The sequence below is a fragment of the Nocardia sp. NPDC004340 genome (assembly GCF_053602575.1).
In genome coordinates this window covers 1-12,973 of sequence record NZ_JBSGDW010000007.1, presented here as the reverse complement: position 1 = coordinate 12,973, position 12,973 = coordinate 1, and the positions used below count along the sequence as shown (strand labels likewise).

Sequence of the window (12,973 nt, the reverse complement as noted above, 5' to 3'; positions counted from 1 at the left end):
TGCATACCGCGATTAGCGATCGATCTGTCCCATATGATCGCTCACATGTTCGCATTCGCCTGCCAAGACCCTGGTGACAGTGCTCACAGCACTGTCCAGGCTCTCGTGCTCCCACAGGCGGATAACCTGCCAGCCGGCCGCTACCAGGGCAGCATTCGCCGCTTGATCACGTTCCACGTTCCGGCGAAGCTTTGGTGCCCAGTACCAGTCGTTCGTTGCCGGCTGACGACCGTGCTCAGGACAGACATGCCAGAAGCAGCCATCGACGAACACGGCGACCTTGCGCGCTGTGAAGACGATGTCCGGGCGGACCTTCACCGAGCCGAGGTCGAGTCTGAAGTCCTTGCGATATCGGTACCCCAGGCGGTGCAGTGCGCTACGCAACGCGATCTCCGGTTTGGTACCAGATCGACGGTTTGCCTGCATGTTCCGCGAACGCCCCTCGTTGAGAGGCGCGGGGTAGATGCCTCGTTCGTGGGCCTCTCTCCGGGCCCTATGCGATTTGCTCTCGGTCACGTCGGTTCCCAGTGCGAGCCAGCTGCAGGTCGTGAGGAAAGATACTCCTGCACAGTCCGCTTACCGATCCTAGCCCCACATCGAAAGGCAGCAGCGTGACCAACCCTGGCGCCACAAGCAGCCACGTCGGCGCACACGATCAGTCGCCGAGCTCGGCGACAATGGTGCGAACAGGCCCCGAGTTCACATCGATCGAGATCTGTGCCGGCGCGGGCGGGCAAGCCGTTGGCCTGCACCAAGCTGGGTTCGGTCACTTGGCTCTGGTCGAGATCGACCAATACGCTGCGGAGACCCTTAGGCTGAACATCGAAGACCACAAGCTGTGGGCATGGGAGCGGGAGCACTGCGACATCCTGTCCACCGATGTCAAAGAATTCAATCCTCGCGAAGATCTGAAGAAGGGCGCCGCTCTACTACGGAACCGCGAACTCGATCTACTCGCAGGTGGCGTGCCATGCCCGCCGTTCTCACACGCCGGCAAGCAGCTGGGCAAGGACGACGAGCGAGATCTGTTCCCCCGCATGCTGGAACTGGTGGCAATCCTCAAGCCGCGCGCCGTGATGATCGAAAATGTCCGTGGAATCATGGACCCAAAGTTCGCCTCCTATCGCGCGTGGATCGAAGCAAGGCTGCAAGGAGGAACCCACCTTGGCGAGGACGGCCAACTGGTCGAGGAGGAAGGTCTCGGGTACACCGTCAGCAAGTGGGGAATCCTCGAAGCGAGCGATTTCGGGGTACCACAGCTTCGCCCCCGTGCGATCCTTGTTGCGTTCCGCAACGATGTCATAGCAGACATCAAATACGAATGGCCCACGCCTTCGCCTGATCATGAACCGATCAGTGTCGCAGCGGCTCTCAAGACTTCGATGCATGAACGGTTTGCACGCTACTTCGAAGGACCTCATTCACAGCGGGCTCACAAAGCCTTCGCTCGATGGCAGCGAACGGCGAGTGAGCGGGATGCCGCGCTGAAGGAAAAAGGTGGTGGCGTCGCACCCACCCTGGTCGGCGGGTCGAAGAAGCACGGAGGCGCGGACCTCGGCCCTAGTCGCGCGAAGGCAGCATGGATACAGCTGGGAATCTCGGGTATGGGCGTTGCCAACGACATCGAGACCTGTGCTCGCAAGCAGACCGAGGATCGGGATCTCTTCGGCCCCGACGGACCGATGCTCACCGTAAAGCAGGCTGCAACTATCCAGGGCTTCCCAGCTGAATGGGACTTCTCAGGTGGGAAGACGGCCCAATATCGACAGGTCGGAAACGCCTTCCCCCCGCCGGTCGCGGCCGCCGTGGGCAGGTCGATCATCGATGTCTTGAAAATTGCACGCGAGCGCGAATCGCGTTCTGGCAATCAGCTAGGGCTGGAGTTGGATATCCCGCGCGCATCATAGCTCGGCGAGCTACGCCTGGGTCTAGCGAGACCCCGTCATCAGGCGGAGGTTCGCCTCACCCGACACTGTGGCGGGCGAGGTCACCATGTTGACCTCGGATGACAGGCGTTCATCGCCGGGAACGAGATTCGGATCAACGGCGGTCCGCATACGGACGAACACAGCCAGATTTGCGAACGGCCCCGCAGGAGGCGTTGCCGTACAACAGGTTTCAAGGTCAGGCGCTGTCATGAATTATCAGTGGAGCGACCGATTCCGTCGGCGAGAGCGCGGAGGGAACGCACCGCGAGATCCGCGGGAGAGCCATCCCCACTCGGTGGTCCGTCGCCGGACGCCCACTGCTCCACTGCGATTCGGATCGCTCCAGCAGTCGCCGCGGCGAGCAAGCGGCGCTGGAGCAGATCTTCGGCGGGACCTGCGAGGTCGGTAAGAAGGGCAAGTAGGTCGCGTTCGGCTTCCATGTTGATGCGGTGCCAGACGGTGCGCAGGACTGGGTCGTCGGCCATGGCACGGATCAGGCCTCGAGTGGTTTCGAGGTCTTCGGGGGCGCCCTCGAAAGTCAAGGAGGTCTGGATGGCCTCTTGCAGTTCGAGGACAGTCGGGAGGCGGCGCGGACCCGCGGCAACAATTTCGAGCCAGCGTTGGGCGCCGGTGGCGAGGAGGGGTTCTACCGCTTCCTCCTTGGTGCGGGCGTAGCGGTAGAAGGTGCGCAATGCCACGCCCGATTCGGAGGCGATCTGCTCCGCTGTCACCGCTGCGGTGCCGTACTCCGCGAACAGACGGGCGGCGGTTCGGGCTATGTCCATGCGGGTTTCTTGTTTGCGGCGTTCGGCGAGGGTGGGGCGGAGTATGGGGTGGGCGGACATTTTCACCTCCTTTGGGCGGGCTGGCTGAACTAATCCTAGTTGACGGGATGCCAGTCTGGCATGACGTGCCACATAGGCGTAACGTGTCTTGCAGGGGCTGGAACATAGCTAAGGAGAGTCGCGATGGAGCGTTTTGACGGGCGTCGAGTAGTGATTACCGGGGCTGGGTCGGGGATTGGGCGGGCTACCGTGCACCGGATCCTGGCCGAGGGTGGGCAGGTTGTGGGGGCTGACGTCAATGAGGCGGGGCTGGCGGAGACTGCCAAGCAGGCGGCGGAGAACGGGAATGGGGATCGGCTTACGACCCTGACCGTGGACATCTCCGATGAGGCGTCGGTCAAGGCCGGCGTTGCCGCCGCTACCGAGGCGCTCGGTGGGATCGATGCGCTGATCAATGCGGCCGGAATTCTGCGGTCGGCGCACACGCACGAGCAGCCGGTCGAGGACTTCAACAAGATCATTGCCATCAACCTGACGGGCACCTTCTTGATGATCAAGGAGTCGCTGCCGCAGCTGCTGGCTTCGGACAAGGGTGTGATCGTCAACTTCACCTCTACGTCCGCGTTCTTCGCGCACCCGTACATGTCCGCGTACGCCGCGTCCAAGGGCGGGATCATGTCCATGACCCACGCGCTGGCGGCGGAGTACTCGAAGCAGGGCCTGCGTGTGGTTGCTGTTGCGCCGGGGTCGATTTCGAGTGACATGACCTCCGGCAAGGGCCCGGGTCTGCCGGCCGATGCCGACTTGAGCCTGTTCATGAAGCTGGCCCCCGGTATCGGGCAGGGCTTCGCTTCGCCGGACACCGTGGCCGGTGTGGTCGCCATGCTGGCGTCGGATGATGGTGCGTTCATCACCGGCACCGAGATTCGGATCGACGGCGGCACGCACTACTGATAAACCTGACTGCCACAGTCGAATTGCGAACGGCCCTGCGGGAATTATTCTGCGGGGCCGTTGCTGTGCAATGGGTTTCGGGGTTGCTCAGGGTGGGCGGTCATACATGAGGACCATTCGGCCCTGAATTCACAGGAAAAACGTTCCTCAGTCGGAGGTTACTGGGGCACAGTTGCTCACCATGAAGTCGACATTTCTACGCCGGACCGCGGCTCGCGTTGCCGTCGCCGGTGCTATTGCTCTGATTCCGCTTGCGGCGGTGACGATTCCGGCCAGCGCGGACGTTCCCGTCGACAACGCGCCGGCGGATGTGGCGTGGCCGCACCAGCCGAGCAACCCCTGGTGGGACCACGGCCGCGATCGAGACCGGGATCGCGACGACTGGCGTCACGACCGCGACCGCGACCGCGACGACTGGAACCGACACCGCCACGACAACGACGGGTGGTGGCGGCAGATGCTGCCGGACGCCCTCGGCAGCTGGTGACGAGACCTCCTCGCGCGTAACCCCCTTCACGCGCGAACGGCGAAGGCCCGGCGGGAACACTCCCGCCGGGCCTTCGCCGTCACGACCTCAGGTCAGGGCCGCGGCGATGGCGTGAGAGGTCCACTGCGCGTAGCGATCCAGCGACCAGCCGCGGGCGAGCACCAGCAGTTCGTAGAACTTCCACCGCGATGTAGGTCCACAGGATGTCGCGGACTTCGTCGAGGTCGAGGCCGTCGCGCAGTTGGCCGGTGTCGAGGAGATGCCGGCCGAACATCGTCATGCCCGCGAGCCGCGCGGCGAGCAGTGAGGGCTGGTCGAACAGTTGTTGTCGGTGTCCTGTGTCACACTCGCCGATGATGAGCCGCCACACCACCTTCCGCTACTGCCTCGACCCCACGGTCGAGCAGCAACTGGTGCTCGACCGCCATGCCGGTGCGGCCCGGTTCGCGTTCAACAAGTCGCTCGACTTCGTGAAAACCGCACTTAACCAACGTGAAACCGATCCCGATCATCAGGTTCCATGGACCGGCTTCAGCCTGATCAACACCTTCAACACGTGGAAGAAGTCCGAAGCCGCCGGCAGGGTGATCCGCGTCGACTCGGACGGGATCGCCGAGATCGAGGTGACAGGTCTGGCATGGCGCGGCGAAGTGTGCCAGCAAGTGTTCGAAGAAGCCGCCGTGGATTGCGGCCGCGCCCTGAGCGCATTTGCGGACTCCCGCGCCGGAAAACGCCGAGGCAGACGAGTCGGATTCCCCCGCTTCAAGAGGAAGAATTCGACGACACCGACGTTCCGGCTGCGCAACAGGATTACAAAGTCCGGTCGCGCGGGAATTCGCGTCGGTGACAAGGGAATTCCGCGATCGGTAGTCCTGCCCGGAATCGGAACCTTGCGGGTGCGGGAGGACACTCGGCGCTTGCGGCGCATGCTTGCGAACGGGCGTGCCAAAATCCTTTTCGTCACTGTGTCTTTCCGGACATGTCGTTGGCAGCTCAGCGTGACCGTCGAGGCCGCAGACCTCCACTCGTCTCTGCACCACCGGCCACGGGCGGCCGACGACCACACAGACTGGGTGGGCATCGACCGCGGGTTGACGACATACTTGGTCGCTGCCAGCGCGGACGGCACCGAAATCGTCCGCATAGACAAGCCACCCAAGCCTCTAGCGGCCGGGCGGTGTAAACAGCGGCGGCTGGCGAAATCGTTGTCCCGCAAGCAGAAAGGATCACGTAACTACCAAGCTGTCGTCGCCCGCCTGGCTCGGCATCATAGCCGTGTCGCCAACATCCGCCGTCACTTCCTGCATCAGGTCACCAACACGCTGGTTAAAACCCACGACCGGCTCGTGGTCGAGGACCTGAATGTCGCGAGCATGCTCCGCAATCACCATTTGGCGCATGCGATCGGTGACGCCGGCTGGGCAGATTTCGAATGTCTGCTGCGCTACAAGCAACAGTGGCGCGGCGGCACCGTCGTCACCGCCGACCGCTGGTTCCCTTCGAGCAAGCGCTGCGCGGGCTGCGGGGCAGTAAAGACGGAGCTGACCCTGTCGGATCGAGTGTTCACCTGCGGGTGCGGATTCCACGCCGACCGCGACCACAATGCCGCAGTGAACCTCGCTGCATGGCCGATGATCCGACACGAAAACATTCCTCGATCCCCGGACCCCCAAGCAGGAGGCCGGGTAACCAAGGCTCGCCGACGGGAAGGCGCTGACCGATGCCCTCTGGGTGTCGGTGAAACCGGCCCGGAAGACGCGAGAACCGAGGTTCACACCACATTCGGTGAGTGAATCGACGACGCCCGAGGAGGGCGGTGTCCGACAACCAACAGGCTATCGGACATGCTGTTAGGCGGTTTCGGTGATCCGTGAGCCTGATGCCAGATCACCAGCATGGCAAGGCTTTCGAGGGTCAGGGGTTGAAGCTACGGGCTACCTGGCTATAAGAAACTAGCCCGACACCAAGGTGCCGGGCTAGTTTCAGATCGTTGAGCCGCTACGCGGTTTCGGTGATCGGGCGGTCGACCCAGCTCATCAGGCTGCGCAGCTGCGCGCCGGTGACCTCGATCGGGTGCTCGGCGTTGGCCTTGCGCAGACCCTCGAGCTCCTTGTTGCCGCCCTCGACGTTGGCGACGAGGCGCTTGACGAAGGTGCCGTCCTGGATGTCGGTCAGGATCGCCTTCATGCGCTCCTTGGTGCCGGCGTCGATGACGCGCGGGCCCGACAGGTAGCCACCGAACTCGGCGGTGTCGGAGACCGAGTAGTTCATGCGGGCGATGCCGCCCTCGTACATGAGGTCGACGATCAGCTTGAGCTCGTGCAGGACCTCGAAGTAGGCCATCTCCGGCGCGTAACCGGCCTCGACCATGACCTCGAAACCGGTCTTGACCAGTTCCTCGGTGCCACCGCAGAGCACGGCCTGCTCACCGAAGAGGTCGGTCTCGGTCTCTTCCTTGAAGGTGGTCTTGATGACGCCCGCGCGGGTGCCGCCGATGCCCTTGGCGTAGGACAGGGCCAGCGCCTGGCCGGTGCCGGTCGGGTCCTGGTCGATGGCGATCAGGGCCGGAACGCCCTTGCCGTCGGCGAACTGGCGACGCACCAGGTGGCCGGGGCCCTTGGGGGCGACCATGCCGACGGTGACGTTGGCCGGAGCCTTGATCAGACCGAAGTGGATGTTCAGGCCGTGGCCGAAGAACAGCGCGTCGCCGTCCTTCAGGTGCGGCTCGATGTCGTTGGTGAAGATGGAGGCCTGCGCGGTGTCGGGCGCGAGGACCATGATCACGTCGGCCCACTCGGAGACCTCGGCGGGGGTGCCGACGGTCAGGCCGGCCTCTTCGGCCTTGGCGATGGACTTCGAGCCCGCCTTGAGGCCGATGCGCACGTCGACGCCGGAGTCGCGCAGGCTCAGCGAGTGAGCGTGGCCCTGGCTGCCGTAGCCGATGACGGCGACCTTCTTGCCCTGGATGATCGACAGGTCAGCATCGTCGTCATAGAACATCTCGACTGCCACTGTGGTTCCCTTCAGATTGTTTGGTTAGTGAGAAGTATCCGGTCGGCGGAATTCGCCGGACCTAGCGGGTAGCGGTGATCGACTTCGGTCCGCGGCCCACGGCCACGACACCGGACTGCACGATCTCGCGGATGCCGTACGGCTCCATCATGCGCAGCAGCGCGTCCAGCTTGGAGCGGGTACCGGTGGCCTCGATGGTCAGCGCGTCGGGCGACACGTCGATCACCTTGGCACGGAACAGGTTCACGGCCTCGATCACCTGGGTGCGCACGCTCGCGTCGGCACGCACCTTCACCAGGATCAGTTCACGGGCGACCGAGGAATCGGTGTCCTGCTCCACGATCTTGATGACATTGACCAGCTTGTTGAGCTGCTTGGTGACCTGCTCGAGCGGCAGGTCCTCCACGGTCACCACGATGGTCATGCGCGAGATCTCGGGGATCTCGGTGCCACCCACCGCGAGGGACTGGATATTGAAGCCACGCCGGGAGAACAGCGAAGCCACCCGGGCCAGCACGCCCGGCTTGTCCTCCACCAGCACGGAGAGGGTGTGGGTGGTGGTCATTCCTCGGTCCCCTTCTGGGAAGCGCGCTCGTGAGCGTTCAGCGAAGCCTTCTCGTGCGACATGGCCTCGTGGATGACGGCCGGCTCGGAAGCCTGCTCGTCGTCGTCGAACAGCGGGCGGATGCCGCGCGCGGCCATGATCTCGTCGTTCGACGTGCCGGCGGCGACCATCGGCCACACCTGCGCGTCCTTGCCGACGATGAAGTCGATCACCACGGGACGGTCGTTGATCGACTGCGCCTCGCGGATCGCGGCCTCCACGTCCTCTTCCTTCTCCACGCGAATACCGTGGCAGCCCAAGGCTTCCGCGAGCTTCACGAAGTCGGGGATGCGCAGGGTGTGGGTGCCCAGGTCGGTGTTGGAGTAGCGCTTCTCGTAGAACAGGGTCTGCCACTGGCGGACCATGCCCAGGTTGCCGTTGTTGATCAGCGCGACCTTGATCGGCACGCCCTCGACGGCACAGGTGGCCAGCTCCTGGTTGGTCATCTGGAAGCAGCCGTCACCATCGATGGCCCACACCTCGGAGTCCGGCATGCCCATCTTGGCGCCCATGGCCGCGGGCACCGCGTAACCCATGGTGCCCAGACCGCCCGAGTTCAGCCAGGTGCGCGGGTTCTCGTACTTGATGAACTGCGCGGCCCACATCTGGTGCTGGCCGACGCCGGCACAGTAGATCGCCTCGGGACCGGCCAGCTGACCCAGCTTCTCGATCACGAACTCCGGCGACAGCGAACCGTCCGACGGGGTCTTCCAGCCCAGCGGGTAGGCGTCGCGGATACCGCTCAGGTAGCCCCACCACTCGGTCAGGTCCAGCAGCGGGGTCTTGCCGCCGGTGGCCGGGTCGGCCTTCAGGGTCTCGATCAGCTCGGTGATGACCTCGCGGCAGTCACCCACGATCGGCACGTCGGCGTGGCGGTTCTTGCCGATCTCGGCCGGGTCGATGTCGGCGTGGATCACCTTGGCGTTCACCGCGAACGAGTCCAGCTGGCCGGTGACGCGGTCGTCGAAACGCGCGCCCAGGGTGATCAGCAGGTCCGAACGTTGCAGCGCCGCAACGGCTCCCACGGTGCCGTGCATACCCGGCATACCCATGTTGAGGGTGTGGGTGTCGGGGAACGCGCCGCGCGCCATCAGGGTGGTGACCACCGGGATGCCGGTCAGCTCGGCCAGTTCCAGCAGCTCGGCCGAGGCGTCGGCCTTGATCACGCCGCCGCCGACGTAGAGCACGGGAGCCTTGGACTCCATGATCATGCGGGCGGCCTCGCGGACCTGCTTGCCGTGCGGCTTGGTGACCGGACGGTAGCCGGGCAGCTTCATCTCCGGCGGCCACGAGAACGTGGTCTGCGCCTGCAGCACGTCCTTCGGGATGTCGACCAGCACCGCGCCGGGACGGCCGGTGGAGGCGATGTGGAACGCCTCGGCGATCATCCGCGGGATGTCGATCGGGTCGGTGACCAGGAAGTTGTGCTTGGTGCACGCCATGGTGATGCCGGAGATGTCGGCTTCCTGGAAGGCGTCGGTGCCGATCAGCGACCGGCCCACCTGGCCGGTGATGGCGACCAGCGGCACCGAGTCCATCTGCGCGTCCGCGATCGGGGTGACCAGGTTGGTCGCGCCCGGACCGGACGTGGCCATGCACACACCCACCTTGCCGGTGGCCTGCGCGTAGCCGGTCGCGGCGTGACCCGCGCCCTGCTCGTGGCGGACCAGCACGTGGCGGACCTTGGTGGAATCGAAGAGCGGGTCGTAGACGGGAAGGATCGCACCGCCCGGAATACCGAATACCGTGTCGACGTCCAGTTCCTCGAGCGAACGGACGACCGACTGCGCGCCGGTGACCCGCTCGGGCGGGACCTGGCGGCGGTTCGGGGTCGCGGCCGGAGCCGCGGTCGGCTGAGTGGCCGAAGGCGCGGGCCTGCGGGCCGAGGGCCCGGGCCGGGCGGTAGGTGCGCTCACCGTCTTGGTTCCTTACTGCTTGTCGTTCCAGTCCGAGGGACTTGCCTGAACACAAAAAAGCCCCCGACAGCCATGGGCTGTTCGAGGGTGGCGCGTCGCAGCTGCGAGCTGACGTAATGGACCTAATAGTCGTCGGCTCAGCGCTGGACGCGCCGGCCGATTACGAGCAACTCGATTCGATTCACGCGCTCGACGGTATGCGCGCGCTAGTCGTTCAGTCAAACAGCTGACCTATGGGGTCTCATTATGTGAGACAGTGCGGTTGTTCGGGTCCGTTCACCATGATGCGAGGATATGGGTGTGTCCTCACAGCATCAGTCCGTGCCACCTGCTCGATCGTCCCATACTCCCGGCGCCGAATCGGACGCGGGTCGCGTGATCCGCATCCCCCGGCTCGCTCACCTCGGGGTGTTCATCCTGCTGTTCTCCGTGGCCTTCCCGTTCTTCGGGGCGCCCAAGGTGCTGTGGATCCTGTTCGCGATCCCGGCCGCGCTGGTGGTCTGGATCGAGCGGACCCGGACCACCGTCTCGGACAACGGCATCGACACCCGCACCCTGGTCGGCTCCCGGCACATCGACTGGGCCGACGTACGCGGGCTGGTCATCCCCAAGCGCGGGTACCTGCGGCTGCACCTGGCCGACGACACCGATGTGACCTTGCCCGCAGTCGGCTACCACCGGCTCGCCGACCTCGTGGACGCCTCGGGCGGGCGCATCCCGGACCCGTTCGCCCAGGAGCCGGAGGAAACCGACGAACCGGTCGAAGCGGACGAATCTCACACCGAGGGCACCGAGGCCGAGGGCGAATCCGGCAAGTCGTAGGCGTTTCGGGGGTGCAGAGTTTCCACCGGAGGTAATCGGGGTCATAGGCCGGGAGTAACGTTGATGCCCGCCGGAGGAACGTCGCGAGACCCGAATTCTCGTGTCGCGAACCGCCGGCCAGTCGCTCAACAGCCCCCTGCGACACGAACCGAGGACCAATGCCACCGCTTCGCTCACGCACCACCACCGTCGGACGCAATGCCGCGGGCGCTCGCTCGCTCTGGCGCGCGACCGGCCTCACCGACTCCGACTTCGGGAAGCCGATCGTCGCCATCGCGAACTCCTACACCCAGTTCGTACCCGGCCACGTGCACCTGAAGGACGTCGGCGAGATCGTGGCCGAGGCGGTGCGGGCGGCCGGTGGCGTCCCGCGCGAATTCCACACCATCGCCGTCGACGACGGCATCGCCATGGGACATGGCGGCATGCTGTACTCGCTACCCTCGCGCGAGATCATCGCCGACTCGGTGGAGTACATGGCCAACGCCCACACCGCCGACGCGCTGGTGTGCATCTCCAACTGCGACAAGATCACCCCCGGCATGCTGAACGCCGCCATGCGGCTCAACATCCCGGCCGTGTTCGTCTCCGGCGGCCCGATGGAGGCCGGCAAGGCCGTGATCGTGGACGGCGTCGCGCAGGCCCCGACCGACCTGATCACCGCCATCTCCGCCAGCGCCTCCCAGGCCGTCAGCGACGAGGGCCTCAGCGAGGTCGAGCGCTCCGCCTGCCCGACCTGCGGCTCCTGCTCGGGCATGTTCACCGCCAACTCGATGAACTGCCTCACCGAGGCGCTGGGCCTGGCGCTGCCGGGCAACGGCTCCACCCTGGCCACCCACGAGGCGCGGCGCGCGCTGTTCCAGAAGGCCGGCAAGGTCATCGTGGACATCGCCACCCGCTGGTACCGCGACGACGACGCCTCGGTGCTGCCGCGGAACGTGGCCAACGCCAAGGCCTTCCGCAACGCCATGGCGCTGGACGTGGCCATGGGCGGTTCCACCAACACCGTGCTGCACACCCTGGCCGCCGCGCAGGAGGGTGAGATCGACTTCGATCTGCAGACCATCGACGAGATCTCGCGTCGCGTGCCCTGCCTGTCGAAGGTCTCCCCCAACTCCGACTACCACATGGAGGACGTGCACCGCGCCGGCGGCATCCCGGCCATCCTCGGCGAGCTGCGCCGCGGCGGGCTGCTGGAGACCGACGTGACCACCGTGCACACCGCCTCCTTCGACGAGTGGCTCGACACCTGGGATGTGCGCTCGGGCAAGGCGTCCGACGAGGCCGTGCAGCTGTTCCACGCCGCGCCCGGCGGGGTCCGCACCACCGAGCCGTTCTCCACCGCCAACCGCTGGTCCTCGCTGGACACCGACGCCGAGGGCGGCTGCATCCGCGAGGTGGCGCACGCCTACACCGTCGAGGGCGGCCTGTGCGTGCTGCGCGGCAATATCGCTCCCGACGGCGCGATCCTCAAGACCGCCGGCATCGACGAGGACCTGTTCACCTTCGAGGGCCCGGCCGTGGTGGTCGAGTCCCAGGAGGAGGCGGTCTCCAAGATCCTGGGCAAGGAGATCCAGCCCGGCGACGTGATCGTGGTCCGCTACGAGGGTCCGCGCGGCGGTCCGGGCATGCAGGAGATGCTGCACCCCACCTCGTTCCTGAAGGGCGTGGGCCTGGGCAAGGTCTGCGCGCTCATCACCGATGGCCGCTTCTCCGGCGGCACCTCGGGCCTGTCCATCGGCCACATGTCCCCGGAGGCCGCCGGCGGCGGGTCCATCGGGCTCATCGAGAACGGTGACCGCATCCGCATCGACGTGCACACCCGCGCACTCGAATTGCTGGTTCCCGAAGACGTTCTCGCGGAGCGCCGCGTGAAGATGGAAGCCTCCGAGCGGCCGTGGCAGCCGGTGAACCGGGAGCGTCCGGTCACCACCGCGCTGCGCGCGTACGCCGCGCTCGCCACTTCCGCCGACAAGGGTGCCGTCCGGCGCGTGCCGTAATCGAGAAAGCAAGGGAATGACAATCGAATACATCGGCCAGGCCGACACCGAATTTGTCGGCAAGGCCGACTCCATGCTGGCCGAGTACACGGCGATGCTGCGTCGCTCCGACGCCCGCAATGCCGAGGCCCGCGAACTGCTCGCCGACGCCGAGGCCCTGGCGGCCGAGGTGCGCGACCTCGACAATGCCGAGTTCATGGCGGCTCCCGACGAGCAGGTTCGGATCGGGGCGCACCGGGCGCTGCTGCAGCGCGAGATCGACGCGAAGTCGAGCCGGGTGCTCCAGCTCCACCAGGAGACCTTCCAGGAATGGGAAGCCTGGACCGCACGCCAGTGAGGGTGGGGGCTAGCCCCCACACCCCCGGAGGAGATTCGCGGGGCCTGCCCCGCACCCCGGATACGAATCGGCCGGGGGGGGCGGCGGGGGGGGGGGGCCGGCCGCGGTGTTTTTTTTTTCCCCGCCCC

13 protein-coding genes are annotated in these 12,973 nt (G+C 65.7%); 7 read left to right on the top strand and 6 right to left on the bottom strand.

Annotated features, from left to right (window positions below; all coding sequences use genetic code 11):
* Nucleotides 1-12: 12 nt before the first annotated feature.
* Nucleotides 13-465: a very short patch repair endonuclease gene (locus ACWEOI_RS25485; RefSeq protein ID WP_452361419.1), complete on the bottom strand. Its 453-nt coding sequence runs from the start codon at nucleotides 463-465 to the stop codon at nucleotides 13-15.
* 146 nt (nucleotides 466-611) lie between these two features.
* Between ACWEOI_RS25485 and ACWEOI_RS25480 the strand changes: the two genes are divergently transcribed.
* On the top strand, nucleotides 612-1,907 hold the full coding sequence (locus ACWEOI_RS25480) for a DNA cytosine methyltransferase (RefSeq protein WP_452361241.1): 1,296 nt from the start codon (nucleotides 612-614) through the stop codon (nucleotides 1,905-1,907).
* 227 nt (nucleotides 1,908-2,134) lie between these two features.
* Here the strand turns inward: ACWEOI_RS25480 and ACWEOI_RS25475 are convergent, their stop codons facing one another.
* The gene (locus ACWEOI_RS25475; protein WP_452361240.1) at nucleotides 2,135-2,773 is read right to left on the bottom strand and encodes a TetR/AcrR family transcriptional regulator; all 639 of its coding nucleotides are present in this window, start codon (nucleotides 2,771-2,773) and stop codon (nucleotides 2,135-2,137) included.
* Between the two features lie 123 nt (nucleotides 2,774-2,896).
* Here ACWEOI_RS25475 and ACWEOI_RS25470 point away from each other — a divergent pair, with 123 nt between their 5' ends.
* Nucleotides 2,897-3,667: an SDR family NAD(P)-dependent oxidoreductase gene (locus tag ACWEOI_RS25470; protein ID WP_213557158.1), complete on the top strand. Its 771-nt coding sequence runs from the start codon at nucleotides 2,897-2,899 to the stop codon at nucleotides 3,665-3,667.
* A 181-nt stretch (nucleotides 3,668-3,848) separates the two neighbouring features.
* Nucleotides 3,849-4,154, top strand: coding sequence for a hypothetical protein (locus ACWEOI_RS25465; protein ID WP_452361239.1), 306 nt, complete (start codon nucleotides 3,849-3,851; stop codon nucleotides 4,152-4,154).
* Between the two features lie 79 nt (nucleotides 4,155-4,233).
* On the opposite strand, the gene ACWEOI_RS25460 is transcribed toward ACWEOI_RS25465, so the two are convergent.
* The gene (locus tag ACWEOI_RS25460) at nucleotides 4,234-4,527 is read right to left on the bottom strand and encodes a hypothetical protein (protein ID WP_452361238.1); all 294 of its coding nucleotides are present in this window, start codon (nucleotides 4,525-4,527) and stop codon (nucleotides 4,234-4,236) included.
* Between ACWEOI_RS25460 and ACWEOI_RS25455 the strand changes: the two genes are divergently transcribed.
* A complete protein-coding gene (locus tag ACWEOI_RS25455) occupies nucleotides 4,511-5,947 on the top strand; it encodes an RNA-guided endonuclease TnpB family protein (protein ID WP_452361237.1) in 1,437 nt (478 codons plus the stop codon). The two genes, ACWEOI_RS25460 and ACWEOI_RS25455, sit on opposite strands and share 17 nt — an antisense overlap.
* Before the next feature lie 205 nt (nucleotides 5,948-6,152).
* Here the strand turns inward: ACWEOI_RS25455 and ilvC are convergent, their stop codons facing one another.
* From ilvC to ACWEOI_RS25440, 3 genes are all read right to left on the bottom strand, one after another.
* Nucleotides 6,153-7,154 carry a ketol-acid reductoisomerase gene (ilvC, locus tag ACWEOI_RS25450; protein ID WP_357097642.1) on the bottom strand — a complete coding sequence of 334 codons (1,002 nt, stop codon included), beginning with the start codon at nucleotides 7,152-7,154 and terminating at the stop codon, nucleotides 6,153-6,155.
* A gap of 73 nt (nucleotides 7,155-7,227) precedes the next feature.
* On the bottom strand, nucleotides 7,228-7,731 hold the full coding sequence (gene ilvN, locus ACWEOI_RS25445) for an acetolactate synthase small subunit (protein ID WP_040860049.1): 504 nt from the start codon (nucleotides 7,729-7,731) through the stop codon (nucleotides 7,228-7,230).
* The gene (locus ACWEOI_RS25440) at nucleotides 7,728-9,686 is read right to left on the bottom strand and encodes an acetolactate synthase large subunit (RefSeq protein WP_433671903.1); all 1,959 of its coding nucleotides are present in this window, start codon (nucleotides 9,684-9,686) and stop codon (nucleotides 7,728-7,730) included. Before ACWEOI_RS25440 ends, ilvN begins: the two co-directional genes overlap by 4 nt.
* 321 nt (nucleotides 9,687-10,007) lie before the next feature.
* Here ACWEOI_RS25440 and ACWEOI_RS25435 point away from each other — a divergent pair, with 321 nt between their 5' ends.
* From ACWEOI_RS25435 to ACWEOI_RS25425, 3 genes are all read left to right on the top strand, one after another.
* The gene (locus ACWEOI_RS25435) at nucleotides 10,008-10,508 is read left to right on the top strand and encodes a PH domain-containing protein (RefSeq protein WP_433671902.1); all 501 of its coding nucleotides are present in this window, start codon (nucleotides 10,008-10,010) and stop codon (nucleotides 10,506-10,508) included.
* A gap of 158 nt (nucleotides 10,509-10,666) precedes the next feature.
* Nucleotides 10,667-12,508 carry a dihydroxy-acid dehydratase gene (gene ilvD / locus ACWEOI_RS25430; RefSeq protein ID WP_452361236.1) on the top strand — a complete coding sequence of 614 codons (1,842 nt, stop codon included), beginning with the start codon at nucleotides 10,667-10,669 and terminating at the stop codon, nucleotides 12,506-12,508.
* A 16-nt stretch (nucleotides 12,509-12,524) separates the two neighbouring features.
* Nucleotides 12,525-12,845, top strand: coding sequence for a hypothetical protein (locus tag ACWEOI_RS25425; RefSeq protein ID WP_433671900.1), 321 nt, complete (start codon nucleotides 12,525-12,527; stop codon nucleotides 12,843-12,845).
* Nucleotides 12,846-12,973: the final 128 nt, after the last annotated feature.

Coding starts and splice junctions, on each gene's coding strand:
- ACWEOI_RS25475 (WP_452361240.1), bottom strand. CDS start 2,773: ATGTCCGCCCACCCCATACTCCGCCCCACCCTCGCCGAACGCCGCAAA.
- ilvN (WP_040860049.1), bottom strand. CDS start 7,731: ATGACCACCACCCACACCCTCTCCGTGCTGGTGGAGGACAAGCCGGGC.
- ACWEOI_RS25455 (WP_452361237.1), top strand. CDS start 4,511: ATGAGCCGCCACACCACCTTCCGCTACTGCCTCGACCCCACGGTCGAG.
- ACWEOI_RS25470 (WP_213557158.1), top strand. CDS start 2,897: ATGGAGCGTTTTGACGGGCGTCGAGTAGTGATTACCGGGGCTGGGTCG.
- ilvC (WP_357097642.1), bottom strand. CDS start 7,154: ATGTTCTATGACGACGATGCTGACCTGTCGATCATCCAGGGCAAGAAG.
- ACWEOI_RS25465 (WP_452361239.1), top strand. CDS start 3,849: ATGAAGTCGACATTTCTACGCCGGACCGCGGCTCGCGTTGCCGTCGCC.
- ilvD (WP_452361236.1), top strand. CDS start 10,667: ATGCCACCGCTTCGCTCACGCACCACCACCGTCGGACGCAATGCCGCG.
- ACWEOI_RS25425 (WP_433671900.1), top strand. CDS start 12,525: ATGACAATCGAATACATCGGCCAGGCCGACACCGAATTTGTCGGCAAG.